The 25,490-nt window shown below is 73.8% G+C and carries 22 protein-coding genes; 13 read left to right on the top strand and 9 right to left on the bottom strand.

The window, feature by feature from the left end; all coding sequences use genetic code 11:
* Positions 1-231: 231 nt before the first annotated feature.
* From ACLJT4_RS12015 to ACLJT4_RS12000, 4 genes are all read left to right on the top strand, one after another.
* A complete protein-coding gene (locus ACLJT4_RS12015) occupies positions 232-738 on the top strand; it encodes a PadR family transcriptional regulator (RefSeq protein ID WP_411122254.1) in 507 nt (168 codons plus the stop codon).
* A gap of 341 nt (positions 739-1,079) precedes the next feature.
* Complete coding sequence (locus tag ACLJT4_RS12010) at positions 1,080-1,913, top strand: M55 family metallopeptidase (protein ID WP_411122372.1); 834 nt, start codon at positions 1,080-1,082, stop codon at positions 1,911-1,913.
* A complete protein-coding gene (locus ACLJT4_RS12005; protein WP_411122253.1) occupies positions 1,906-3,282 on the top strand; it encodes a M20/M25/M40 family metallo-hydrolase in 1,377 nt (458 codons plus the stop codon). The genes ACLJT4_RS12010 and ACLJT4_RS12005 overlap by 8 nt, the downstream gene beginning before the upstream one ends.
* Positions 3,283-3,804: 522 nt before the next feature.
* Positions 3,805-5,595, top strand: coding sequence for a CocE/NonD family hydrolase (locus ACLJT4_RS12000; RefSeq protein ID WP_411122371.1), 1,791 nt, complete (start codon positions 3,805-3,807; stop codon positions 5,593-5,595).
* 142 nt (positions 5,596-5,737) lie between these two features.
* On the opposite strand, the gene ACLJT4_RS11995 is transcribed toward ACLJT4_RS12000, so the two are convergent.
* The 3 genes from ACLJT4_RS11995 to ACLJT4_RS11985 all read right to left on the bottom strand — a co-directional run bounded on the left by ACLJT4_RS11995 (position 5,738) and on the right by ACLJT4_RS11985 (position 8,046).
* A complete protein-coding gene (locus ACLJT4_RS11995; RefSeq protein WP_016573271.1) occupies positions 5,738-5,932 on the bottom strand; it encodes a ferredoxin in 195 nt (64 codons plus the stop codon).
* A 48-nt stretch (positions 5,933-5,980) separates the two neighbouring features.
* Positions 5,981-7,168 carry a cytochrome P450 gene (locus ACLJT4_RS11990; RefSeq protein ID WP_411122252.1) on the bottom strand — a complete coding sequence of 396 codons (1,188 nt, stop codon included), beginning with the start codon at positions 7,166-7,168 and terminating at the stop codon, positions 5,981-5,983.
* A gap of 194 nt (positions 7,169-7,362) precedes the next feature.
* Positions 7,363-8,046, bottom strand: a complete 684-nt coding sequence (locus tag ACLJT4_RS11985) for a TetR/AcrR family transcriptional regulator (RefSeq protein WP_411122251.1) — start codon at positions 8,044-8,046, stop codon at positions 7,363-7,365.
* Positions 8,047-9,056: 1,010 nt separating this feature from the next.
* On the opposite strand from ACLJT4_RS11985, the gene ACLJT4_RS11980 reads away from it, so the two are divergent.
* From ACLJT4_RS11980 to ACLJT4_RS11970, 3 genes are all read left to right on the top strand, one after another.
* The gene (locus ACLJT4_RS11980) at positions 9,057-10,511 is read left to right on the top strand and encodes a CoA transferase (RefSeq protein WP_411122250.1); all 1,455 of its coding nucleotides are present in this window, start codon (positions 9,057-9,059) and stop codon (positions 10,509-10,511) included.
* 160 nt (positions 10,512-10,671) lie between these two features.
* On the top strand, positions 10,672-11,313 hold the full coding sequence (locus ACLJT4_RS11975) for a GNAT family N-acetyltransferase (RefSeq protein ID WP_016573266.1): 642 nt from the start codon (positions 10,672-10,674) through the stop codon (positions 11,311-11,313).
* Positions 11,310-11,714 (top strand): glyoxalase superfamily protein, encoded by a 405-nt coding sequence (locus ACLJT4_RS11970; protein ID WP_411122249.1) that lies wholly within the window; start codon positions 11,310-11,312, stop codon positions 11,712-11,714. Before ACLJT4_RS11975 ends, ACLJT4_RS11970 begins: the two co-directional genes overlap by 4 nt.
* A 36-nt stretch (positions 11,715-11,750) precedes the next feature.
* On the opposite strand, the gene ACLJT4_RS11965 is transcribed toward ACLJT4_RS11970, so the two are convergent.
* Positions 11,751-12,086, bottom strand: coding sequence for a DUF6204 family protein (locus ACLJT4_RS11965; protein ID WP_411122248.1), 336 nt, complete (start codon positions 12,084-12,086; stop codon positions 11,751-11,753).
* A gap of 140 nt (positions 12,087-12,226) precedes the next feature.
* Here ACLJT4_RS11965 and ACLJT4_RS11960 point away from each other — a divergent pair, with 140 nt between their 5' ends.
* From ACLJT4_RS11960 to ACLJT4_RS11950, 3 genes are all read left to right on the top strand, one after another.
* Entirely contained in the window at positions 12,227-13,132 is a 906-nt protein-coding gene (locus tag ACLJT4_RS11960; protein WP_411122247.1) for an arginase family protein, read from the top strand.
* 108 nt (positions 13,133-13,240) lie between these two features.
* On the top strand, positions 13,241-15,277 hold the full coding sequence (locus ACLJT4_RS11955) for a DUF5107 domain-containing protein (RefSeq protein WP_411122246.1): 2,037 nt from the start codon (positions 13,241-13,243) through the stop codon (positions 15,275-15,277).
* Positions 15,278-15,406: 129 nt separating this feature from the next.
* Entirely contained in the window at positions 15,407-16,327 is a 921-nt protein-coding gene (locus tag ACLJT4_RS11950) for an NADP-dependent oxidoreductase (RefSeq protein WP_411122245.1), read from the top strand.
* 111 nt (positions 16,328-16,438) lie between these two features.
* On the opposite strand, the gene ACLJT4_RS11945 is transcribed toward ACLJT4_RS11950, so the two are convergent.
* From ACLJT4_RS11945 to ACLJT4_RS11935, 3 genes are all read right to left on the bottom strand, one after another.
* Positions 16,439-16,792: a VOC family protein gene (locus ACLJT4_RS11945; protein WP_411122244.1), complete on the bottom strand. Its 354-nt coding sequence runs from the start codon at positions 16,790-16,792 to the stop codon at positions 16,439-16,441.
* A gap of 113 nt (positions 16,793-16,905) precedes the next feature.
* On the bottom strand, positions 16,906-17,721 hold the full coding sequence (locus ACLJT4_RS11940) for a methyltransferase domain-containing protein (protein WP_411122243.1): 816 nt from the start codon (positions 17,719-17,721) through the stop codon (positions 16,906-16,908).
* 407 nt (positions 17,722-18,128) lie between these two features.
* Entirely contained in the window at positions 18,129-19,616 is a 1,488-nt protein-coding gene (locus ACLJT4_RS11935) for a bifunctional phosphatase PAP2/diacylglycerol kinase family protein (RefSeq protein WP_411122242.1), read from the bottom strand.
* Between the two features lie 251 nt (positions 19,617-19,867).
* Between ACLJT4_RS11935 and ACLJT4_RS11930 the strand changes: the two genes are divergently transcribed.
* The 3 genes from ACLJT4_RS11930 (at position 19,868) to ACLJT4_RS11920 (ending at position 23,597) form a co-directional block, all read left to right on the top strand.
* The gene (locus ACLJT4_RS11930) at positions 19,868-20,362 is read left to right on the top strand and encodes a GNAT family N-acetyltransferase (protein ID WP_411122241.1); all 495 of its coding nucleotides are present in this window, start codon (positions 19,868-19,870) and stop codon (positions 20,360-20,362) included.
* A 422-nt stretch (positions 20,363-20,784) separates the two neighbouring features.
* Positions 20,785-22,098, top strand: a complete 1,314-nt coding sequence (locus tag ACLJT4_RS11925) for an aminotransferase class I/II-fold pyridoxal phosphate-dependent enzyme (protein ID WP_376556419.1) — start codon at positions 20,785-20,787, stop codon at positions 22,096-22,098.
* 320 nt (positions 22,099-22,418) lie between these two features.
* Positions 22,419-23,597: an MBL fold metallo-hydrolase gene (locus ACLJT4_RS11920; RefSeq protein WP_411122240.1), complete on the top strand. Its 1,179-nt coding sequence runs from the start codon at positions 22,419-22,421 to the stop codon at positions 23,595-23,597.
* A 114-nt stretch (positions 23,598-23,711) separates the two neighbouring features.
* Here the strand turns inward: ACLJT4_RS11920 and ACLJT4_RS11915 are convergent, their stop codons facing one another.
* Together ACLJT4_RS11915 and ACLJT4_RS11910 are read right to left on the bottom strand one after the other, a co-directional pair.
* Positions 23,712-24,404, bottom strand: a complete 693-nt coding sequence (locus tag ACLJT4_RS11915; protein ID WP_411122239.1) for a DedA family protein — start codon at positions 24,402-24,404, stop codon at positions 23,712-23,714.
* Positions 24,401-25,252, bottom strand: coding sequence for an MBL fold metallo-hydrolase (locus tag ACLJT4_RS11910; RefSeq protein WP_411122238.1), 852 nt, complete (start codon positions 25,250-25,252; stop codon positions 24,401-24,403). The genes ACLJT4_RS11915 and ACLJT4_RS11910 overlap by 4 nt, the downstream gene beginning before the upstream one ends.
* Between the last annotated feature and the right edge of the window lie 238 nt (positions 25,253-25,490).

Genomic DNA, 25,490 nt, shown 5'->3' with positions numbered 1-25,490 from the left:
AGGAAGACCTCCGAGGCGGGACGGTCACCGGCCGGGCCCGCTCCGGGCCGGACGGTCGTTTCGGCAACCGCCGTTGCGGCAGCAGGCGTTGTCGTGCACGCCGATGCGGGTAACGGGGCGGGCGGGGCGCGCCGAGGGGCGGACGCCGCGCCCCGGGCGGCGGGGACCGGGCAACGGATGACGACTACGACTACGGGCAACGGGCGTCGAGGGCTCAAGGAGAGGGAGAGCGTGCGACTGCCACTCCTGGCACTGCTGGTCAACGGACCTGCGCACGGATACGAACTCAAACAGGCCCTGGAGGCGCTCCTGGGTGCGGCCTACCCCCGGCCGAACGTCGGCCAGATCTACGTGACCCTGGGCCGGTTGGAGAAGGCGGGCCTCATCGAGGGCGAGGACGTCGAACAGTCGGACCGGCCGAACAAGCGGACCTACCGGATCACCGCGTCCGGCCGCGAGGCGGTGGAGGCGTGGTTCGAGGACGCCACCGTCGAACCGCGGGTCCGCGACGAGTTCTTCATGAAGCTGGCGCTGGCCTCCCGCGCCGGGACCACCAGCCGGGTCGCCCTGATCGACCGCCAGCGTCGGCACTACCTCAAGAGCATGCGCGAACTGTCCCGCCTGGCCGCCTCGGAAGACCGCGACAACCGGGTCGCGCACCTGCTGATAGAGGGCGCGATGTTGCACATCCGGGCCGATCTCGCATGGTTGGAACGCTGCCAGGAGGACCTGGGGTGAGGGGGCGGGCGGCTTAGGGTGGGCGGCTTGGCGGCTTGGCGGTGGCGGTGGCCGTGGCGGTGGCGGTGGCCGGCTTGCTGGCGTGCGCCTCCGCGTTGGTTTTTTCCCCTCCGCCCACCCCCCTTCGGGGGGTGGGCGGGTATGGACGGCCGACGGGCCTGCCGCGGCCGCGCCCAGGCGAACGTACACGGCCAGCCGCCCCCGCCCCGCGGGCCGGATGATCTTCAGTGGTCTGGACCTCCGGAGTTATCCACAGCCCTGGTCGCGGGGTTCTGCCCCGCGTAACGTGATCAGTCAAGGGTCGGGCACATGCCCCCTCACCTGCGATGGGACTGATAGACGTGAAGATCCTGATCTCCGCGGACATGGAGGGAGCCACGGGCGTGACGTGGCCCGCGGACGTGCTGCCGGGTACGCCGCAGTGGGAGCGCTGCCGCCACATGTTCACCTCCGACGTGAACGCCGCCATCGCCGGCTTCTTCGACGGCGGGGCGGACGAGGTGCTCGTCAACGAGGCCCACTGGACGATGCGCAACCTGCTGCTGGAGCAGCTCGACGAGCGCGCCGAGATGCTGACGGGACGCCACAAGGCCCTGAGCATGGTCGAGGGCGTGCAGCGCGCAGATGTCGACGGCATCGCCTTCGTCGGCTACCACACCGGTGCCGGGACGGAAGGCGTGCTGGCGCACACCTATCTGGCCAACACCCTCACCGGCGTCTGGGTCAACGGGACACGCGCCAGCGAGGGACATCTCAACTCCCTCGTCGTGGCCGAGTACGGGGTGCCCGTGGTGCTGGTGACGGGCGACGACCGGACGTGCGTCGACGCGCAGGCGTACGCCCCGCAGGCGCCCGGCGTGGCGGTCAAGGACTACGTCTCGCGCTACGCGGCGGTGTGCCGTCCGCCGGCCCGCACGGCGGCCGACATCCGGGCCGCGGCCTGCAAGGGCGCGGCGCTCGCGGTGCGTCATGACCCGGTCCGGGGCGGCCCGTTCCGGTTCGAGTTGGAGTTCGACGCCGAGCATCTGGTGGGGGCCGCGACATGCGTGCCCGGCGTGGAGCGCTGCGGCGAGCGCCGGGTGACGTATACCAGTCAGGAAATGTACGAAGCCATCCGGTGTTTCAAGGCGGTCACCACGGTCGTCTCGTCCGCCGTGGAGGAACAATATGGCTGAGATCCAATGGGCACAGGACGCGTCCGACCGGGACGCCGAGACGGTCGATCAGCAGGCGCTGGACGAGGCGGTGCGGTTCACCTCGGACCTGATCCGCATCGACACCAGCAATACCGGGGACGGCACCTGCCGGGAGCGCCCGGCGGCGGAGTACGTCGCCGAGCGGCTTGCCGAGGTGGGCATCGAGCCGGTCCTGCTGGAGCGCACCCCGGGACGCACCAACGTCGTCGCCCGCATCGAGGGCAGCGACCCGTCCGCGGACGCGCTCCTGGTGCACGGGCACCTCGACGTGGTCCCGGCCGAGCCCGCCGACTGGCAGGTCCACCCCTTCTCCGGGGAGGTCCGCGACGGTGTGGTCTGGGGCCGCGGCGCCATCGACATGAAGAACATGGACGCGATGATGCTCGCCACCGTCCGGCAGTGGGCCCGCAACGGTGTGCGGCCCCGGCGGGACGTCGTCCTGGCCTTCACCGCAGACGAGGAGGCCAGCGCCGAGGACGGCGCGGGATTCCTCGCCGACCACCACGCCGACCTCTTCGAAGGCTGCACCGAAGGCATCAGCGAATCGGGCGCCTTCACGTTCCACGCCGGCGGCGGAATGCGGATCTACCCGATCGCGGCGGGGGAGCGGGGCACCGCCTGGCTGAAGCTGACGGCCCGGGGCCGGGCCGGCCACGGCTCGAAGGTCAACCGCGACAACGCGGTCAGCCGGCTGGCCGACGCGGTGTCCCGGATCGGTGCGCACGAGTGGCCGGTGCGGCTCACCCCCACCGTCCGGGCGGCGCTGCGTGAGCTCGCCGCGCTGCACGACGTCGACGTCGATCCCGAGCGCCCCGACTTCGACGTCGACGCCCTCATGGCGAAGCTCGGCCCGACCGCCAAGCTGATCGAGCCGACGGTCCGCAACAGCGCCAACCCGACGATGCTCACGGCCGGCTACAAGATCAACGTGATCCCGGGGTCCGCCACGGCCTACGTGGACGGCCGGGTCGTCCCCGGAGGCGAGGCGGAGTTCCGCACGGCCATGGACGCGCTCACCGGGCCCGACGTCAGCTGGGACTACCACCACGGTGAGGTGGCGCTCCAGGCCCCGGTCGACTCCCCGTCGTTCGCCGCGATGCGGGCCGCGATCGAGCGGTTCGACCCGGACGGGCACGTCGTGCCGTACTGCATGTCCGGGGGCACGGACGCCAAGCAGTTCTCCCGGCTCGGCATCGTCGGATACGGCTTCTCGCCGCTGCGGCTGCCGGAGGGGTTCGACTACCAGGCGCTCTTCCACGGCGTGGACGAGCGGGTGCCCGTGGAGGGCCTGCACTTCGGCGTCCGGGTCCTGGAGCACTTCCTGCGGGGCGTGCCGGGGAGTCGCTGACCGACCTTCTGGGGTGCGGTGGTCCGAGCCGGCCGTCGACGCGCCGGCCGGCTCGGTCGCCGGACCGTCCGCCACGGAGCAGCCGACGGCCTGGCACGGCCGTGGGCCGCTGGCGTGTGAGGTCGACGGGGGAGGGACCCGCCTCGTCGAGGTGCGGTGTGGCACGTGGCCGGCGCCAGGGGAGTGGACTGAGGCCCCGGAAGGCCGTCCGCCGTGCGCCCGCGCCCCGGGGCTCGCCGTGACGTCGCGTCAAAACGTGGCCCCTGGTCGGCGCTGCGCACCGGCGCGTCTCGTGGCCGTATCCGCGCCCACCGCACCCCGGCGAAGGGCGTGCCATCGCCTCATTTCCCGCCCAGATGCGCTGAACTGACGTCCTATCACCGACGCACGTCACGAGCGTTGACATGTCCGTTACTCGTGTCACAACATGAGCGCGCCGTTACCGACTGGTTGGTACGACGTGTCCTTCTGGAGGTCTGCGTGCCCAGCGTGTCCCGAGCCGTGTCCCGCCCCGTGCTCCGCATGTCCCTCGCCCTGCTGACCGGCACCGCCCTCACCGCCCCCCTCGTCCTGAGTGCCCCCGCCGCCGCTGAGGGGGACGCCGCAGAGCCGTACACGGTCACCGCGTTGAAGGTCACCATGCGGGCGGGCGACCGCCTGTGCGCGGTGGACGCGGACCTCTACCGCCCGACGGGCGTCAACGCCGCGCACCCGGCGCCGGCCGTGCTGACCACCAACGGCTTCGGCGGCAGCAAGGCGGACGGCTCGACCAACGCCACCGCCCGGGCGTTCGCCGACCGCGGCTACGTCGCGCTCGCCTACTCCGGCCTCGGATTCGGCAAGACCGGCTGCCCGATCTCCCTCGACGACCCCCAGATCGACGGCAAGGCCGCGAGTCAGCTCATCGACCTGTTGGCCGGGACGCGGACCGCCGACGACGGCACCCGCATCGACTTCGTCGCCAAGGACCGCCCCGGCGATCCCCGGGTCGGCATGATCGGCGGGTCGTACGGCGGGGCGATCCAGATGGCCACCGCCGCGGTCGACCACCGCGTCGACGCACTGGTCCCGCTGATCACCTGGAACGACCTGTCCTACTCCCTCGACCCGAACAACGCCGGTCGCACGGACGGCGTCAGCGGTCCGGTCCCCGGTGCGTACAAGTACCAGTGGACGAACGGGTTCTTCCTCATCGGGGAGGCGCAGGGGCTGCTCCACCCGGGGCTGGACTCGTCGCGGGTCGGCGGCGCCTGGTGCCTGCACTTCGTCGCGCCGGCCTGCCGCACCAAACGGCTGCTGGACTCCCGCGCCTACCCGGCCGACGAGACCCGGACGATGCTCGCCTACGCCCGCAGCGTCTCCCCGGTCTCCTACCTGAAATCCGTCAAGGCGCCCACCCTGCTCGTCCAGGGCCAGGCCGACACCCTCTTCAACCTCAACGAGGCCGCGGCCACGTACCGGACGCTCGCCGACCAGGGCACGCCCGTCAAGATGATCTGGCAGTCCTGGGGCCACAGCGGCGGGATGAAGGACCCGGCGCCGGGCGAACTCGACCTGGGCAAGGGGAATCTGGACACCAGTTACGTGGGTCGGCGGATCCTCGCCTGGTTCGACCGCTACCTCCGGCACCGGACGGCCACGAGCACCGGACCGGCCTTCGCGTACTACCGGGACTGGGTGAGCAGCGGCCCCACCTACGCCTCCTCGTCCGACTTCCCGGCGGGTGACGACCGTCGGCTGTACCTGTCCGGGGACGGCAAGCTCGTCGACGACCGCGCCAAGGTGGCTCGCGGAAGCCGCGACTACCGCAACCTGCGGGTCCCCACCAGTCACTCGGAGAACTCCCTGGCCGGCATGCTCGGGCTCCCCGACCCGGAGCCCTACGACATCAAGGGCACTTACCTGGACTGGACCTCGGAGCCGGTGACGGGCGGGCCGTTGGACGTCGTGGGTGCCCCGAAGGTGACGCTGAAGGTCGTCTCGCCGCAGGCCGAGCAGGTGCAGAACTCCTCCGACGCGGCGGACAAGCTGGTGCTCTTCGCCAAGCTCTACGACGTCGCGCCGGACGGTCACAAGACGCTGGTGCACCGGTTGGTGGCCCCGGCCCGGGTGCCCGACGTGACCCGGAAGTTCACCGTGGAGCTCCCGGGCATCGTGCACCGCTATCAGCCGGGACACCGGCTGCGGCTGGTGATCGCCGCGAGCGACTCGGCCTATGTGGGCAATCGCGGCGTGAAGCGGGTGACGGTCACCAGCGCGCCCGGGGACGCCGGTGTCCTCGAACTGCCCGTCACCCAGGGGGCCGTGCCGTAACGGGCGGACGGCTGCCGCGACGGGGGCGGCAGGGCCACGTGAGGTGCGCGCCGCGACACCCGACGCCGGTGGCCGGCCGGGCGCCGGCGTCCGCACCGGCGACCGCTCGGGGCGGGTGCCGGTGCGGGGCGGTCCGTCGGCGTCAGTCCTCCGTGACCTCGATGGCCTGTACGGGGCAGGCGCGGGCGGCTTCGCGCACCAAGGGGTCGCCCCCGCCGTCCTCCCGGCCCGGCAGCAGGGCGCTGAACCCGTCGTCGTCCTGAGTGAACACCGACGGGGCGGTCAGTGCGCACTGGCCGGAACCGATACAGACGCCGGTGTCGATGGTGATCCGCATCTTCGGAGCCCTTTCCTTGGCGTGCCGCGTGCGGTGGGCCGAACGGCGCTACCAGATCAGCGGCAGTTCGATCATTCCTTGGAGAGTTTCCCCCGGTTTGAAGGGAATTTCAGCAGCCGGCACGGCGAGTCGCAGGTCGGGCACTCGCCGGAACAGCGAGCGTAGCGCGATCTCCAACTCGGCGCGGGCCAGATTCTGGCCCAGGCACTGGTGGATGCCGAAGCCGAACGCGACGTGGTGGCGGGCCGAACGGTCGACGTGGAGTTCGTCCGGTGACGGGTAGGCCGTCGCGTCGCGGTTGATCAGGGAGGTGGAGAACACCACGCCGTCGCCGGTACGGATGGTGTGCCCGGCGATCTCGATGTCGGCGGTCGCGACCCGCAGCATGCCGTCGGCTATGGACAAGAACCGCAGCAACTCCTCGACCGCGCCCGGCATCAGGCTCTCGTCGGACCTCAACTGGTCCAACTGGTCGGGGTGTTCGAGGAGGGCAAAGGTGCCGAGGGAGATCATGTTGGCGGTGGTCTCGTGCCCGGCGACCAGCAGGACCATGGCCATCCGGACCAGTTCCTGGTGTTGGAGCGTGCCGGCCCGGAGCCGCTCGGCGATCAGCTCGTCGAGCAGTCCGTCACCCGGATCCGTCTCCTTGCGGGCCATCAGATCCGCGAGGTATCCCTCCAGTTCGCTTCGGGCCTGCTCGCTCTCCTCGGCCGTGCCTCCGCGGAGGATGCGGCGCGACCGGTCCTCGAAGAAATCGTGGTCCGCGTACGGGACGCCGAGCAGCGAGCAGATCACCATCGACGGGACGGGGAGCGCGAACGCGGAGACCAACTCGGCGGGTGGGCCCTGCTCCAGCATCCGGTCCAGGAGGCCGTCCACGATCTGTTGGATCTGCGGTCGGAGCGCGGCGGTCCGTTTGACGCTGAAGCTGGGGATCAGCATGCGGCGCTGAGTGTTGTGCTCGGGATCGTCCACGCCGATCAAGGGGGTGCGCACCCGCCGGACGGCCTCGAACCGTTCGACCGGGATGGGGAAGGCCGGATTCTGCCGGTCGGACGACAGGCGGGGGTCGACCAGCAGCGTCCGCGCCTCCGCGTGCCCGGTCACCGCCCAGACCTTGCGGCCGTTGTAGAAGCTGACGTGCGAGAGCGGACCGGATTCGCGCAGCGGCCGGTAGTTCGTCGGCGGGTGGTAGGGACAACTGCGGTCTTGGGGGAAGGGGATGGTTCCGGTCACGGTTCCTCCCGTGCGGGTGGGGAGTGAGTTGCTCGCCCGGGGGCACCGCCTGCTGCTGCGGGCTGGCGTGCCTGCCGCGGGACGAGTCGTGCGCGCCGCGCTGCTCTCCGTGGGGGCGGGTACCGGTCACCTCTGCACGCCGGCCGTCCGGCACAGGCGATGGCGGTCCCGTGGGGTGCGTCCGGTCGGTGTCTTCACCCCCTCTCGGCGGTGGCGTCCGCCGCTCGGCGCGGCGGGTCCGATGGTCGAACGTCCGGATCGGCCCCGGAGGTTCCCGCCGGATGCAGCAGGGTCTCCAGCACCGCGTCCAGGTGGCGCTCGCGGGCGGGGCCGTCCGGTAGGGAGCGGGGGACCGAGTGGCTCAGCTGGGTGTGCCCCAGGTAGGCGGTGTACGCGAGCAGGCCGCGGCGGTGCGCCTCGTCCTCGGGGAAGCCCAACTCGACGAAGAGGTCGGCGATGTGGCCGATCCGGCGGTCGGTCACCCGGGCGAGCACGGCCGACACTCGTGGATCGCCCGCGGAGGCCAGCAAGGAGACCTCCAGCGGATCCTCGGCGGCCCGGCGGGTGGCCCGCAGGAACAGGCGGCGGAGCCGTGCGCCCGGGTCGGGTTCGTCGGCCAGCTCGGTGATCGCCGCTTCGGTGCGGGCTTGTGCCCAGCGGTCCAGGGCGGCCTCGATCAAGGCGTCGCGGTTGGCGAAGTGCCAGTAGAAGCTGCCCTTCGTGGTGCCCAACCGGGCCGCCAGCGGCTCGACGGCGACCGCGGAGAGGCCCCCTTCCCCCATGGCCGCCAGTGCCGCGTCCGCCCAGTCCTGCACGGTCAGTCGCTGCCGTGCGGCGCCGCCGCCGGTCTCCTTCGTCCGCTCTCGCACCATGACCATACGCTACCGTACGGTAAAAACATACGCCACCGTATGGAGGTGCTCCGTGCGCACGATCCGCGATGCCCATGCCCGCACCGTCCACGCCCCCCCCGCAGCGACCGCGGGGCCCCTCCTCGACCACGTGGGCGGCGCGTCCGACCCGCTCTTCCCGGCACCCGCCTGGCCGCCGCTGCACCTCGACCGACCCCTGGGCGTCGGAGCCGACGGCGGGCACGGAACCGTCCGCTACCGCGTCGTCGCCCACGAACCGGGCCGCCGCATCCGCTTCGCCCCGGGCCGCTCCGGAGCGAGCCCGGGCCACCACGAACTCACCGTGCGCCCCCTGGGGCCGGACCGCTGCCGGGCCGGGCACGTCCTGGAGTCCCGGCTCCCCCTCGCCCGTCGGATCGCCTGGCACCTGGCGATCCGCCGCGCGCAGGCCACCGGCAGCGAGGAACTCCTCGACAACCTCGAACGCGCCGCCACCCGACGTCTCCGCACCCCGGTGCACCGCCCACCCCGCGCGCGACTGCTCAACCGCCTCCGATGGGATCGCCCGACGGCCGCACCCCTCCCGGTAGGCGGCGCGACCCTGGCACGCAGTGCCTTCTCGGGTGTGGACTTCCGCGACGCCTGGCAGTTGCCGCTGCGACCCGGCATGCCGCGCGAAGCAGAGGCGTGGCAGCGGGCGTTGCGCCGGGCCCCGTTCCCCGTCCTCGCCCGGCAAGGTGGCGAGACACTGCTCGGCAAGGACGCCGGACACCTCGACTTCCGCGCGTCCCTGCTGGTCACCGACGACCACGTCACCCTCGGCACGGTGTCCGCATCCACCACCGCGGCGCGCTCCACTGGGCCGCGCCACGCCGACTCCACCCCTTCGTCGCCCGCGGCGTGCTGCGCAGGGCCCACCGCGAGGTGGCACTGTCCGCGCCCACCGCGGGAAAGCGCTGGTGGACGCACCGTCCGTAGGCGCGTCACGGGCGCCCCACCTACTAGTCAAGAGTGGCACTCAGTGCCAGACTCGGTTCATGGTGCAACGAGACGACACACGACGGCGGACCGCCGGCACGGACCAGGCATGGGCGGCGCTCGGCGGCGCCCCCGGGCTCACGGCGCGGATCTCCTACGACGGCCCGCCCGGCCTGCTCGCGGCCCGCCTCCCGGTCATGGCCCTGGCCCGCTCCACGGTGGCCGTCTGCGCGCTCGCCGCGGCCGAACTGGCCGCCCGGCGCGACGGCGTCCCGCTGCCCGCGGTACGGGTCGACGACGGCGCCGTGGCCACCGCCTTCGTCAGCGAACGGCACCTGCGGATCGAGGGCCGCGCCCCGACCGCCTTCGCACCGCTCTCCCGCTTCTGGCGCACCACCGACGGCTGGCTGCGCACCCACGCCAACTACCCCCACCACCGCACCCGTTTGCTCGACGCCCTGGGCCTGTCCGCCACCGCGACGCCCGCGGACGCCGAGGCCGCCATCGCCGCACGCCGCTGCGAAGACCTCGAAGAGGCCGTCCACGCGGCGGGCGGCCTGGCCGTCGCCGCCCGCACCCCCGAGGAGTGGTCCGCCCACGAACAGGGCACCGCCGTCGCCCGCCATCCCCTGGTGACCCGGGAGGCCCTCGGCGCCGACGCCCCGCCGCACCCCCTGCCGGCCCGCGCCGGTGACCCCCTGCTGCCCGCCGCCGGGCTGCGGGTGCTGGACCTGACCCGGGTGATCGCCGGCCCGGTGGCCACCCGCACCCTCGCCCTCCTCGGAGCCGACGTCCTCCGCATCGACGCCCCGCAGCTGCCGGAGAGCCAGGACGCCCACTGCGACACCGGCTTCGGCAAGCGCTCCACCACCCTCGACCTGGGCTCGCGCAGCGGCCGCACGTCCTTCGAGGCGCTGTTGGCGGAGGCCGACGTCGTGGTGACCGGCTACCGCCCCGGCGCCCTGGACCGTCTCGGGCTCGCCCCCGAAGCCCTCGCCGAGCGCCGCCCCGGCCTGGTCGTGGCCCGCCTCTCCGCCTGGGGCGACGACGGCCCCTGGGGCGAACGCCGCGGATTCGACAGCCTCGTGCAGGTCGCGACCGGCATCGCCGCGGTCGAAGCCGGCGCGGACGGCACCCCGGGCGCACTGCCCGCGCAGGCACTGGACCACGGCACCGGCTACCTGCTGGCCGCGGCGGTCCTGCGGGCACTGACCGAGCAGTCCCTGACGGGCGGCTCACGCCTCGCGACGCTGGCCCTCGCCCGTACGGCGCGCTGGCTCATCGAGGGCCTCACGGACGAGCCCGAGCCTGCCGGCCCCGAGGGCACCACGGACCCGACGGCCGCTCCCGGCCACGACCCCGCCCGCCACCTCAGGGAAACCCACAGTCCCGTAGGGCGGCTGCGGCACGCACTGCCTCCGGTGTCCTTCGCCGGAGGACCGACCAACTGGTGCACGCCGCCCGGCCGTTGGGGTGCCGATGCGCCCGCCTGGCGCCCCTCCGCACACCCATAGGGCCCTGACCGCACCCGCCCCGTACACCGGCCCCGACGAGCCGCACCGACGCCGTGGCCTACGGGCGGGTAGCGAGTTTGCCCGTAGGCCACGGGACGGCCGGTCACCAGGCGGAAGAACGCGGTTGGTCCGGTCTCGCCGGCCCTCGTACGATCTGCGGATGACGAGCACCGACCGCTATCTCGCACGTGGCCCCCGGGTGGGCATCCGGCACTTCACCGCCGCGGACCGGGCGGAGTTCACCGCGCTCAGCCGGCAGAGCGCCGACCTGCACCGGCCCTGGCTCTTCCCGCCGGACGACGATGCCGCGTTCGACGGCTACCTGGCGCGGCTCCAGGAACCGCTCCGGGAGGGCTTCTTGATCTGCGAGCACGACAGCGGCCGGATCGCGGGCTACCTCACGATCAACAACATCGTGCACGGCGCCTTCCGTAGCGGCGCCATCGGCTACGGCGCCTTCGCGCCCGCCGCCGGCCGCGGCCTGATGAGCGAGGGCCTGCGGCTGGTGCTCCGGTACGCTTTCGACCACCTGGGGTTGCACCGCCTGGAGGCCAACATCCAGCCGACCAACAGACAGTCGATCTCCCTGGTCGAGCGCGCGGGCTTCCGCCTGGAGGGGTTCTCCCCGGACTTCCTCTTCGTCGACGGCGCCTGGCGCGACCACGAGCGCTGGGCCGTCACCCGTGAGATGGTCCCTGAGGACGCAGACGACCAGACGGACCGGAAGGACCCGGCCGACCGGGCGGTCCAGGAGGGCGACCGGGCGGACCGGGACGTCCGGAGAGGCGGCGAGGCGGAGTGAACGAATCCAAGGGCGCGGGGGACGTCGTCGTCCGACGCGCCGTACCGATCTTCCGGATCTTCGACGTGGCCAAGGCGCACGACTTCTACGTCGACTACCTCGGCTGCACCATCGACTGGGAACACCGCTTCGCACCCGACATGCCGCTCTACACCCAGGTCTCCCGCAGCGGCCTGGCGCTGCACCTCTCGGAGCACCACGGCGACGCCACGCCCGGCTCCACCGTCTACGTCGAGCTGACCGGCGTGCGGGCCCTGCACACCGAACTGACCGCCAAGGACTACCCCTACCTGCGGCCCGGCCTGGAGGAGGACGAGTTCGGCACCGGCCTCACCCTGATCGACCCCTTCGGCAACCGGCTCCGCTTCAACGAGCCGCGCCCCGACGAACCGGGGAAGTGACGCACCCCCACGCGATGCCCTCCCACGGGAGCGCCCCTAGCGGCCCTTCCGATTGATCTTCATCGTGTCCATGTCGGTCGCGGTGGACCGCAGCTCCCGATGGCCCAGCCCCGCCGCCCGCAGCGCGTCCTCCGCCTTCTCCTCCCCGAGCGCGGCGGCCATCTCCTCGCCGTACTCGGCGTCCGAGACGATGACGAAGCGGTAACTGAAGGCGTGCAGCGCGGCGTCGTAGGAAAGCGAGCCCTCGGCGGTGAACTGCATCCGCGCGAGCCCGTGGTCCTCGACCTCGGCGAGCAGCGTCGCCCGGGCCTCCTCCGTGAGCTGGTCCCACTTACCGCGGACGATCACTCGGTAGGTGTGCTGCGTGGCCATCTCCACCGCTTCCGTTCTGCTCGCCGTTCCCCGTGTGCAGCAGTAGAGGCTATGCCGCACCGACCTCGCACCGCCCGGCAATTACCGTGCAACCCCCTGCAACGACCGGCCGTTTGTACGCCGCCCGTTACGATCGCCGCATGCGCCGGAACGTGTTGATCGATGCTCCGTCCAACCTGGGACTGCGACCGCCCGCCCCCGGTGTGGTGCCCGGCTGCTACAAGCTCGCCGGGGCGCTGCGGGAACAGGGACTGCTGCGACGGCTCGGCGCCCTGGAGGGCGGCGTGGTGGTGCCGCCCCGCTACGGCCTGGGGGACTGGCGCGAGGGGGACGGGGACTTCCACGCCCCGGCGATCGCCTCGTACAGCGCGCGACTCGCCCGCCGGGTGCAGGGCCACGTGCGCAGCGGCGACTTCCCCGTCGTCCTCGGCGGCGACTGCAGCATCCTGCTCGGCGCGGTGCTCGCCCTGCGGCGACTGGGCCGGTACGGCGTCGCCTACCTGGACGGGCACGGTGACTTCCGGCACCCCGACAACACCGCGGTGGCCGGCCCGGTGGGCGCCGCCGCCGGAGAGGGCGTCGCACAGATCACCGGGCGCGGCCAGGCCGAGCTGACGGACATCGAGGGACTGCGCCCGTACGTCCGCGACGAGGACGTGTGCCTCCTCGGGGTCCGCGACGCGGCCGTGGACCAACCCGAGCTGGCCGGACTCGGCATCAGTTGCACCAACGTCGGCGGGATCCGGCGGCACGGGTCGGAAGCTGTCGCCCGGGAGGCACTGCGACACCTGCAGAACTCCCCACTGGACGGCTTCTGGATCCACCTGGACGCGGACGTGCTGGACCCCACCGTCATGCCCGCGGTGGACAGCCCCGACCCCGGCGGCCTGTTCACCGAGGAACTCCGTTCGCTGCTCGCCCCGTTGGCCGCCTCCTCGCGCTGCGTGGGCGTGACCGTGTCGATCTACGACCCGGACCGCGACCCCGACGGCTCCGGGGCGGTCCTGCTGGCCGACCTCCTGACGGACGTTTTTGCGCAACCCTGACCCCAGCTGGCCAACAGCAGCCCTGTTCAGACGGGCCGTCACGTTGTTCCATGGTCAACAAGGGGCCGCCACAGCCGAGGTGGTCCGGTCCGACCTTGCGAGGCAGCCGTGGCCACCAGCGTGCACCGCACCACCCTCACCCTCCCCATGGCCGCCCTCGGCCCGGACAATCCGCTGCCCGCACTGCACGGGGTCGGCGACGCACACCGCGTCGAGATCCCCCAGGACGCCGCGCTGCCCGCCGACATGGCACGGCAGACCGGCTACGCACCACTGCGCTCGATCCTGCCCACCCAAATGCGGGACGGTTACGGCCGGGAGCGCCACCTGACCGACATCGACGCGCTGGTGATCGAGAACGACCGGTTGCGCGCCACTGTCCTCCCCGGACTCGGCGGCCGGGTGCACTCCCTCCACCACAAGCCCACCGGCCGCGAACTCCTCTACCGCAACCCGGTGGTGCAGCCCGCCGCCTTCGCCCTCAACGGGGCGTGGTTCTCCGGCGGCATCGAATGGAACGTCGGCGCCACCGGCCACACCACCCTCTCCTGCGCCCCCCTGCACGCCGCCCGAGTACCCGCACCCGACGGCGGGACGATGCTGCGCCTGTGGGAGTGGGAACGCCTGCGCGACCTGCCCTTCCAGGTCGACCTGTGGCTGCCCGACGACGCCGAATTCCTCTACGTCGGCGTGCGCATCCGCAATCCCCACCACCACACCACCCCGGCTTACTGGTGGTCCAACACCGCCGTACCCGAAGACGCGCACACCCGCGTACTGGCCCCCGCCGAAGCCGCCTGGCACTTCGGATACCAACGCACCCTGCACCACGTCCCGGTGCCGGAGTCCGACGGGGCCGACCGCACCTACCCGCTGCGCAGCGAGTTCCCCGCCGACTACTTCTACGACCTGCCCCAGGGCACGCGCCCCTGGATCGCCTCCCTCGACCGCGACGGCCACGGCCTGGTGCAGACCTCCACCGGCACCCTGTCCGGCCGCAAGCTCTTCCTGTGGGGATCCGGCCGGGCCGGCCGCCGCTGGCAGCGCTGGCTCACCGAGCCCGGCACCGCCGGCTACGCGGAGATCCAGGCCGGTCTCGCCCGCACCCAACTGGAGCACGTCCCACTCGAAGCCGGCGGCCAATTCACCTGGCTGGAGGCGTACGGACCGCTGAGCGCCGACCCGTCGGCGGTGCACGGCACCGACTGGGCGGCGGCGCGCGACGCCGTCGAGACCCGACTGTCCGAAGTCCTGCCGCGGGCCGACGTCGACGCCGCGTACGCCGCCTGGCTCCCCCACGCCGACCAGGAACCCAAGGAACACCTCGCCACCGGCTCCGGCTGGGGCGCCCTCGAAACGGCCCGGGCGGGCCTGGACCTCCCCGGCACGCCCTTCGACCCGGCCACGCTGAGCGCCGCGCAGCAGCCCTGGCTGACTCTGCTCAGGACCGGGGAACTGCCCGCCGCCCCGCTCCCCGGACCCGCGCTGGTCTCCCCGGCCTGGCGCGACCTCCTGGAATCCGCCCGCCCTGGTGCGGCCGCCGAGTACCACCTCGGACTCGCCCAGTGGCACGCCGGCGATCGCGCGCAGGCCGTCCGCAGTTGGGAACGCGCCCTGGCCCACGGCGCCGGCTGCCTTCCGCTGTACTGCCTGGCCGTCGCCGAATCCGCGGCGGGCGAAGCCGCGCACGCCGCCGACCGCTTCGCCGAGGCGTTCGCCTGCGCCACCAGGTCGGCCGCCTCCGACGATCCGACGACCGCCCGGGTCTGGCAGGAGACCCTGCCGGCCCTCGCCCGCACGGCGGTCCCCGCGCTGCTTGCGGCGGAACGGGCCGAAGAGGCCGCGGCGATGCTGGCGGCACTGCGCCCGGCAGAGCGTGCCGGCGGCCGCTTCCGGCTGCTGACGGCGCAGGTCCTGCTCGCCCAGGGGCAGCCGCGGGCGGCCCGGGAGGTCTTCGACGAGGGCTTCGAGATCGCCGACCTGCAGGAGGGCGCGGAGGTGCTGAGCGACACCTGGTACGCCATCGCCGAACGACTGGTCGTGGCGGACGGTCCGGTGACCGCGGAGGCCGCGGAACGGGCCCGGGCGGAGCATCCACTGCCCGAACGGTACGAGTTCCGGATGCGCCCGACGGATCCGGCGTAGCGGAGCGGCGTGGGACTCCCGGCGGGCCGTCCCGCCGGGAGCCCGCCCCGTTTCCGCGCTGGCATATGCCATTTGAAAAAGAGTGCCGGACTCCGGAATCCCCGCCGATCGTCACGCGTTGTGACGGTCATGAAGGCAATCACCACGAACAGTTACGGTGGACCCGAGGTCCTCACCCACTCCGAGCAACCCGAACCCAAGGTCGGACCCGACTCGGTGCTGATCCGAGTGAAGGCCGCCGGCGTCAATCCGGTCGACTGGAAGATCGTCGCCGGCCACCTCGACGGCATGATGCACGTCCACTTCCCCCTCATCCCCGGCTGGGACGTCGCCGGGGTGGTCGAGGCCGTGGGCGCCGACGCCTCCGAGTACGCGGTCGGCGACGAAGTCATCGGCTACGTCCGCAAGGACGAGGTACAACACGGCACCTACGCCGAACTCGTCGCCGCGCCGGTGCGCACCCTGGCCCGCAAGCCCGACTCCCTCAACTGGCACCAGGCCGCCGGTCTGCCCCTGGCCGGGCTGACGGCCTATCAGTCGCTCAAGCGGGCCCGGACCAGAGCGGGCGACCTGGTGCTGGTGCACGCCGCCGCCGGCGGGGTCGGCTCACTCGCCGTGCAGATCGCCGTCGCCGAGGGGGCCCGCGTGATCGGCACCGCCAGCGAGCGCAACCACGACTTCCTCCGCTCCCTGGGCGCCGAACCCGTCACCTACGGCGACGGCCTCGCGGACCGGGTCCGCGACCTGGCGCCCCAAGGTGTCGACGTGGCACTGGACTTCGTCGGCGGCGGGGCCGTCGACGTCTCCCGGGCCCTGCTCAAGGAGCCGAGCCGCGTCGTGTCGATCGCCGACGGCGAGGTCCGGGCGAAGGGCGGGCACATGGTGTGGGTCAGACCGGACAGCGCCGACCTGACCGCACTGGCCATCCTCGCCGACGCGGGAAAGCTGACCGTGCCGGTCGACGCGGTGCTTCCCCTGCCGGAAGCCGCCGAGGCGTTCCGACTCAGCATGGCCGGCCGCACCCGCGGCAAGATCGTCCTGGAGGTGTGACCGACGTGCGGGCGCGATCACCTCGGCGGCGAGATCCACCGGGGCACCACCGAGCGGAACGCACGGGAGGCGAGGGCGCGACGGGCGACGCCGCGCGGAGCGCGACGCCGCCTAGACGCCCTGGCTGCGGTCGACGTACTCGAAGACCGAACCGTCCGGATGACGGGCGATCAGGTTGCGGCCGATGGGGGTGGCCAGCGGCCCGGCGATGATGTCCGCGCCGACCGCGGTGAGATCGGCCACCGCCACGTCCACGTCCTGCACGGCGATGGTCGCGGCGATCTTGCGCAGCACCGACAGTTCCGCTTCCGGGCCGCTCATCAGGAAGAAGCACCCGACCGCCGCGACCGCCACCCCACCGCGTTGGAAGCGGATCGCCTCGGCGCCGGTCAACCGTTCGTACGTCGTGACCGCGGCATCGAGGTCGCCGACACATACCCGAAGTGAGGTCCCCAGAATGTCCATATGGATCAGCCTAGTTGGGCTCCCCGCGGCTGCGCTAACCCCAGGTCGCGGTGTGATCACACCGTGCCCACGCAGTGGAGACGGCGTGACGGCGAGCGGGGGCTGACGCTACGTCACACCCGGCACAGCACCTCGCCGTGCAGCATCGCGAACCACCCGTCCTCCTGGGCTCCCCATTCCCGCCACGCCGCGGCGATGCGGGACAGCTCCTCGGTGGTGGCGTGCCCGCCGTCAACCGCCAGCTTGGCGTAGGAGGAGGCGACCGTACGGTCCGCCCACAGCTCCGACCACCAGATCCGCTCCTCCGGGGTCCGGTAGCACCAGGTGCTCGCGGACGCCGTGATGTTCTCCGGCGGGAAGCCGGCCTGGCGCGCCCAGGCGTGCAGTCGGCGTCCGGCGTCCGGCTCGCCGCCGTTGGCGCGCGCCACCCGCCGGTACAGGTCCAACCAGCCGTCCATGCCCTCGACTTCCGGATACCAGGTCATGGTGGCGTAGTCCGAGTCGCGCACGGCGACGATGCCGCCGGGCTTGGTGACGCGACGCATCTCGCGCAGCGCCTGCACGGGATCGCCCACGTGCTGCAGCACTTGGTGGGCGTGCGTCACGCAGAAGCTGTCGTCGGGGAAGTCCAGTGCGTGGACGTCGCCGACCGCGAAGCGGATGTTCTCCACTCCGCGGGCGGCGGCCGTGGCGCGGGCCTGCTCCAGGACGGCGGGTGCGTGCTCCAGGCCGGTGACGTGACCGTCCGGCACCAGGCCGGCCAGGTCGGCGGTGATGGTGCCGGGGCCGCAACCGATGTCCAGGACCTGCATGTGCGGGCGCAGTGAATCCAGCAGGTAGGCAGCCGAGTTGGCGGCGGTGCGCCAGGTGTGCGAGCGCAGTACGGACTCGTGGTGGCCGTGGGTGTAGACGGCGGATTCCTGCGGCATGGACGGCTCCTTCGCGGGCATCGGGGGGCTGTCGCGCGCGGCCGTGACGGGCCACGACCGGGTGCGGAAGCCCCGTGGTGTGCTGCCCTCACACCGTACGCGGGTGTCTCGTATCGCGAGAGTGGCGTCTTGTAATGTGGACGCGAGTGGGTGGAGTGAGGGGCGAGGAGCGGGAATCGGGGTGCGGGGAGGAGGCGCGCGCAGGGGTGGGATGGGGTGCGCGGAGGGGCGGGGTGGGGTGTTGAGGGAGGGGTGTGGGTGGGGAGGGGGCGGGGCGGGGCCCCGGGGGGGGGGAGGCCCCCGGGGCAAGAGCCGGAGCGTCAACCGCCTCCGAGGCGGGCCGGGGCAGGCCGACCGGCCGGCAAGCAGGCAAGCCGGCCGGCCGCAGGTGAGGCGAAACGTGCGGTTCAGGCGGGAAGGAGGCGGTAGACGGTGAGGGCCTCGTTCTTCTTCTCCAGGGCCAACTCGCCGTTCACCGTGGTCACTTCGCCGTCGAAGGCGAGCGGGGCGTCGTCCGGGAGGCCGCCGATCCGCAGTCGGGGGAGGCGGGCCTCGCCAAGGACCGGGGAGCTGCGCGGGGTGCCGAGGAGGGCGGCGGCGAGGAGTCGGGTGCGGGCCAGTCGGCCGCCGTGCACCACCCGGACGTCGAGCACGCCGTCGGCGAGGTCGTGACGGCGGACCGGGGCGGTGCCCAGGCCGCGGTACTGGCAGTTGCCGACGAACAGCAGCCAGACCGAGCGTCGTTCGCCGTTGATCTCCACGTTCAGCGGTGCGGCGGTGCGCAGCACCTCCCACGCGGCGAGGACGCCGGCGGGCCAGGCGCCGATGCGGTGCGCCCACCGTTCCCGGATCCGTACCAGTTCCGGATACGCGCCGATGGAGAAGGTGTTGAGGAAGTGTTGGCCCTCCTGGTGTGGTCCGGCCCGGAAGCGCGCCACGTCCACCGCGACGGCCTCGCCGGTCTCCACGGCGCGTGCCGCCTCCGCGTAGGTTTCGATGCCGAGGTCGTAGGCGAAGTGGTTGAGGGTGCCGCCGGGCAGGACGGCGAGTGGCAGGCCGTGCCGCACCGCGACCGTGGCCGCCGCGTTGACGGTGCCGTCGCCGCCCAGCACCCCGAGGGCGCCGCCGTGCGCCTTGGCCTGTTCGGCGGCTTCCTCCAGGGCCTTGTCCAGCGGCGGCCCGTCCGGATTGCCGCAGACCACGACCTCGGCGTGCGGGAGGACCCCGAGGACCTCCGAGGCCCGGTCGGGGCGCGGGCCCGAACGTTGGCCGGAGCCCGCGTTCGCGACCACGAACAGTCCGCGCCCACCGGGCAGCGCGGGCGCCTCGGCGCGCGGCCGGGCGGGCGGGGCCAGTTGGGCGCGGGTCGGCGCGAAGCCGCGGACCGCGAAGGCCGCGCCCACGCCGAGCGCGGCCCCCGCCACCACGTCGCCGGGATAGTGCACGCCTGTGTAGACGCGGGAGAAGGCGACGGAGGCGGCGACCGGGGCGAGGGCCAGCCCCCACCACTTGTTCTCGAAGGCGACGCCGGTGACGAAGGCGGCCGCCGAGGCCGCGTGCCCGGACGGGAACGAGGAGGTGAAGGGCTGGCGTTGGAGCCGCCGCATCGCCGGGACGACGTCCAGCAGCGGCCTGGCGCGGCGCACGGAGCGCTTGCCGAGGGTGTTCACCGTCGCGGAGGCCACGGCCAACGAGGCGATGCCGCGCACGGCGGCCCGTCGTGCGGGCCGCCCGCCGAGCGCTGCCGCTCCGGCCGCCACGCCGAACCACAGGAGTCCGTGGTTGGCGCTGCGGGTCAGTTTGGGCAGGACGCGCTGGGCGCCCGGCCACTCGCGGGTGGCGATCCGGTCGAAGGCCCACCGGTCGAGGTGGGTGAGGAGCGTTGGCGTTCGCATGGGTCACCTGTACCCCGGGAGGGGCGGGGCAGGCCGGGGAGCCGGTGCGAAGGAAGGGAGGAGGGAGGGGAGGGGGAGGAGAGAGGCGGACGCATGGGTCTGGGGCGGATGTTTTCCGCGGGGCTCGGGTGGCTGGCGCGGTGGGGAGGGAGGGGGAGGTGGAGGCGGAGAGGTGCGGCTGTGAGGATGGCGGGGAGCGGTGCAGACGGGGCCGGTCGAGGCCGGGGACGGATGAGCAGGGGGCGGCGGCGATGAGTGGGACGCGTGGTGGTGCGGCGGGCGACGGGGGAGGGCCGCCGGAGGTGGTGCGACGGCGGTGCGATGCGGATCTCGATGACTGCGTCGCGGTCCTCGCCGACGTGCACGCGGACAGCGGTTATCCCCATCACTGGCCCGCTGAGCCACAGCGGTGGCTCACTCCTGACGGGTTGACCGCCGCCTGGGTCGCCGAGGCGGGCGGGGTGCTGCTCGGCCATGCCGCGCTGTGCGGGCGTGAGGTCAGCCGTCTCTACGTCTCGCCCGGTGCGCGCGGCCGTGGTCTCGGCGCGCGGCTGCTGGCTGCCGTCGAGGCGGAGGCGGCGGACCGCGGGGTGCGGCTCGTCCTGGAAGTGAAGACCTCCGACTCCGCGGCGGTCGCGCTGTACGAACGGCGGGGCTGGGTGCGGCGCGGCACCGAGCGGCAGGAGTGGAGCGCGCCGGGGTCCGTCGCGGAAGTGGTGAGCGTGCACCGGTACGAGGCGCCGTAGGGCGGACGGGACGTGCATCTCGGCGGGGCGGGCGATGCCCCGTCTGGCTGTGGGCAGCCCCGTTTGGGCGCAGCCGGCCGTTGCCTCTCCGGGGGCGCCGGGTGCGTCGGCGGCCCGTGGCGATGCACCGGCTGTAACCGCCGGGCGCCCGGTGGGCCCGGCGGGCGCCGCACGAGGACGGACCCGCTCGGCAAGGTCGTGCCGGAACGTTCCCGCACGACAGCGTTCCCGTACGGCCGGGAGACGCCCCCTTACGGCCCCGTCCCCGCGCGGCCACGGCGCCGTTCGGCTCAGGGGGCAGCGGTCACCCTCCGTTGACGTGTCGTCCGCGGTCGCCACCCGCGTGATCTGCGAAGGTGGTCGGGGCCGTTCATCATGTGATGGGCCCACGATCGACCGGCCGCCGGGGAGTGGAGGTACGGATGCAGCGGACCGCATCGGATCCGCAGCGGGAGCCGGACCCCGCCCCGCCGGCGGGCCTGCCGGTCCTCCCGGAACTCGCCGCGCACCTCGCCGCCGCCGCCGGTCGCACCGCCCCCGAACCTCCCGGTGGCTCCGCGCCGCTGCGCACCGCGGCCTGCGGCTACTGGGAGCGCCGCGGCCTGTTCACCCCGCCCGACCGGGTGCTCGCCGCGCCCGGGGCGGCCGCCCTGCTCCTCGCCCTGTACGCCGCGGTGGACGGCGCGGTGCTGCTGACGCGGCCGTGCGCCGAGTGGTACGCGCCGCCCGCCCGGCTGCTCGGCCGGCCGGTCCACGTGACGCCGGTGCCGGCCGAATCGGGCGGGCTGCCGGACCCGTTCGCGCTGCTGGAGACCGTACGGCGGGCCCGGATGCACGGTGACACGCCGCGCGTCCTGGTGCTCTCGGTCGCGGACGACCCGACCGGCACCTGTCCGCCACCGGAGCAACTGCACGAGGTGTGCGAGGCGGCGGCGGAGGAGGGGCTGTGGCTCATCAGCGACGAGTCGCGCCGGGACCTGCTGCACGATCCGCACGACACCGTGGTGCTCAGCCCGGCCGAGATGCTGCCCGGTGAGGTCGTGGTGCTGACCGATCTGCGGGCCGCGCTGCTGCCCGTTTCCTGGCCCGTCGCGCTGGCCCGTTTCCCCGGCACCCGCCGGGGCGCCGTCCTCCGGGACGCCGTGTGCCAGACGCTCGCCCGGCTGCACACGCCCCTTCCCGGGCCGCTGGCCGGCGCGGTCACCCACGCGCTCGGTGAACCCGACGCCGTGCGGGAACGGACCGCGGTCGCTGCCCGGGTGTACGGGGCGCTGACCGGGGCGCTGCATCGCGCGCTCGCGGGGGCCGGCGCACTGTGCCGTCCTCCGCACGCGGGCAGTCACCTCTACGCCGACCTCGAACCGCTGCGGCGGCCGCTCGGTGACCGCGGGATCGTCGGATCGGCGGCCTTGGAAAGGGAGTTGGCGCCGTGGGCGGCTCGTGGCGGCCACCGTTTCGAGGACGACCCGGAGGCCCTGCGGGTGCGGCTGGGGGTGGACGGGCTGCTCGGCGCCGACATGGCGCTGCGCCAGCGGACGTTGGACGCGGCGGACCCCCTGACGCTGCCGCACGTGCGGGCGGGGGTGCGGGACCTGGAGCGGACGCTGGCCGCACTGGGCGGGGCGCAGGGGCGGCCGCACCGTTCCACGGGAGTGGCGCGCGCCGGGGAGGCACCGGCGGCGGGGGGCTCCGGCGCGGTGCGGGGGCCGGACGCGGAGGGGGGCGAGGACCGCTGAGCCGGCGGCCGCAGCAGGGCCCGGGGCAGTGGCGCGAGGCCGGTGCCGCCCCGGGGGTGCGGCGTTGCGTCACCCGCCCGCGGCCCGGTTCCGGTTCCGATCCGGTGACCGGCAAGCCTGAGCCCTCGTCATCGTCGCCGCCGTCGCCTGCCTCGCGGAGCGCTTCTTTCCCCGCTTCTTCCCCCCGCTTCTTTCCCTGTCTCTTCCCCCGTCCTTTCCGTTCCCCCTCCGTCGTCGCGTGCGCGCCATGGCCCACCCGCCCGCCTCGTGACTCCGGTTCCGCACTCCGGTTCCGCCCGGCCATCGAATGGAGCCCCTAGATGACCGAACAGACCGAGCGTTCTCCCGCCGGGCGCTCCCTGGACGAGCCCGCCCGCGCCGAGCCGCGTGCGGGTGCCGACGACCGGCACGGCGACGACGGGCACGGCGGCGCCGGCGGCACCGGACACGGGGGCGTGGCCGTGGACGCGGCGGGGCACACCGCCACCGTGGCGCTCCCGGCCACCGCGCCGCCACCGCTCGCCGAGCCGCGCCCCCTGGGCGAGCCGCGCACCTGGCCCCGGGACTTCACCGACCGGTTGACGGCGCCGCTGCCCGGTGTCCGCGCACTGGCCCGGATCGCGCGGGAGGGCAAGCTCCGCCCGTCCCCCGAGATGCTCCGGCAGATCCAGCAACTCCCCTTCGAGCCCGGCCCGATGCCGCGGGTCGGACCGTCGACCCTCGCGCTGACCTGGGCCGGGCACGCCAGTTGGGTCGTCCGGATCGGCGGGCTGACCGTCCTCACCGACCCGGTGTGGTCGCGCAAGATCCTCGGCACGCCCGCCCGGGTCACCCCCGTCGGGGTCCGCTGGGAGGACCTGCCGCCGGTCGATGCCGTCGTCATCAGCCACAACCACTACGACCACCTGGACGCCCCGACGCTGAAGCGGCTGCCGCGTGACGTCCCGTTGCTGCTTCCCGCGGGGTTGGCGGTCTGGGCCCGGCGGCGCGGTTTCACCCGGGTCACCGACCTGGACTGGTGGGAGGCGGTGGAACTGCCGGGCCCGGACGGCCCGGTGCGGATCGACTTCGTGCCCGCGCACCACTGGAGCAAGCGGACGCTGACCGACACCTGCCGGTCCCTGTGGGGCGGCTGGGTGCTCACCGCCCCCGACGGGCGGCGGGTCCACTTCGCGGGGGACACCGGCTACGGCCACTGGTTCGAGGAGATCGGCCGCCGCTACCAGGACGTCGACCTGGCGCTGTTGCCCATCGGGGCGTACGACCCGCGCTGGATGCTGCGGCCGGTGCACACCGACCCGGAGGAGGCGGTGCGGGCCTGCCAGGACGTGGGCGCGCGGGTCCTGGCACCGATGCACTGGTCGACGTTCCTGCTGTCCGCCGAACCTCCGCTGGAGCCGCTGCACCGCATCCGGGCCGCGTGGGCGGCGACCGGCCGTCCGCGGTCGGACCTGTGGGACCTCCCGGTGGGCGCCTCGCGGGTGTTGGAGGAACGGTGAGGGAGGCGTACGGCTGAGGCGGAGGGGCGGCCGTGGTCCGGGGGACCGCGGGGACCGTTCCGACCCTGCCGCTGCCGTGCCGCGTCGTCGGGCGCAACCGTCGCGACCGTTCCCTCAGCCGTCCCCGTCCGCCGTTCGCCCCTCGCTGACCGCCGGTGCCGGGCGGAGGCGGCGCCAGGCGGCCGGTGCGGCGCCGAACAGTACGGTCAGGCCGATCGCGGCGGCCACGCCCTGCCAGGGCTTGGGGAAGAGGGAGCCGCCCAGCACGCCGATCAGTTGGTACGTCGCCGCCCAGGCCAGGCACGCCGGCAGGTCGCCGCGGGCGAAGCGCCGCGGCGGCATGGCGGCGAGCAGACAGGCCAGCATGACCGGGATCCGGCCGGCCGGGACCAGCCGGGACAGGACCAGGACCAGCACGCCGTGTTCCCGGAGCCGTTGCTGCGCCTGCGCCAGGCGTTCCGGTGCGGCGCGGGCCCGGAGCCGGGCCAGCCAGCGCGAGCCGTTGCGGGAGCGGACGCCGCGTCGCCCGAGCCAGTACAGGCCCAGGTCCCCGAGGAACGCGGCGCCCGACGCGACCACGAAGACGAACAGCAGCGCCAGCGGCGAACTGTGGTGGAAGGCGACCGCCGCGGCCGAACTGACCACCGCGCCGGTGGGGACGACGGGCACCAGCGAGCCCAGCACCACCAGGAGGAACAGCGACGGGTAGCCCACCGCCTGCTGGGTCGACTCCGGCGGGACGTGGGCGACCACCTGGTGGAGGCCGTTCGCCCACGCCGCCCCGGCCAGGGTGCCGGCGGCCGTCATCGGCGGGTCCTCGGGCGGACGGACTCGCCGTGCGCCAGCCGGTGCACCGTGACCCCCGGGGCGAGCAGCCCGGCCTGTCGTTCGAACTCCTGGCCCGGCGCGTGGAACTCGTGGGGTCGCACCGCGTCCAGACCGAGGGGCCAGTAGGTGCCGTAGTGGACCGGTACGGCGCTGCACGGCGCCAGTCGGGCGGCGGCCACCGCGGCCCGGCGGGCGTCCAGGTGCCCGTGGCCGAGGAACGGGCCCCAGCCGCCCACCGGCAGCAGCGCCAGGTCGCACGGCCCGACCTCGTCCGGCAGTTCCTCGAACAGGCCGGTGTCGCCGGCGAAGTAGGTGCGGGCCGTGCCGTGCACGACGTAGCCGAGGGCCGGGACGCGATGCGGGCCGTAGGGCAGTCGCCGGCCGTCGTGCGCGGCGCGCACCGCGCGGACGGTCAGGGCGCGCGGAACGGACGTGCCGTCCGGGGCGGTGGTGGCACCGGGGCCCGCGGGAGGCGGTTCGCTCGTCGGGGCGATGCGGCACTCCTCGCCCGGCCGCAGTTCGATGACGGGCAGGCGCCTGGCCGCCGCCACCCGGCGCAGCCCCGGGACGGCGGCCGGCGCGCCGTGCGGCACGACCAGTCGGGTGCCGGGGGCGAGCCGGGCCAGCGACGCCGGGTGCAGGTGGTCGGCGTGCAGGTGGGAGATCAGGACCACGTCGGCGCGGGCCGCCTCGGGCGGCGGCAGGGCGCCGCGTCGGCGCCGCAGGTGGGCGAGGCGGGCCACGAACAGCGGGTCGGTGAGCACCCGCACACCGGAATCCTCGACCGTCACCGTGGCATGTCCCCACCAGGTGACCTCCAGCGACACGCTCCGTCCACCTCCCGGTCCGGCCGGGGCGTTCGCCGCCCGGCGTCGGATGTGCGGGCGGCGCCGCTCCGCTCCGGAGCCGGCCGTCCCCGCTTCGATCCCTACCGATCCTCCCCCATCGCCGGGGAAGCGGAGCCCCGGTCCCCCGGGAAGCCGGTGTCGCCCGTAGGCGCGGCGGCCCGCCCCGACGCCCCGCCCGCTCGTCGCCGCCGCCCGCTTTATGACACCCGACCGGTTT

It is taken from the genome of Streptomyces sp. x-19, assembly GCF_046549115.1.
GTDB classification, from domain to species: domain Bacteria; phylum Actinomycetota; class Actinomycetes; order Streptomycetales; family Streptomycetaceae; genus Streptomyces; species Streptomyces albulus_C.
Note: the sequence above shows the minus strand (reverse complement) of the source record. Positions and strands in the feature narration are given on the sequence as shown.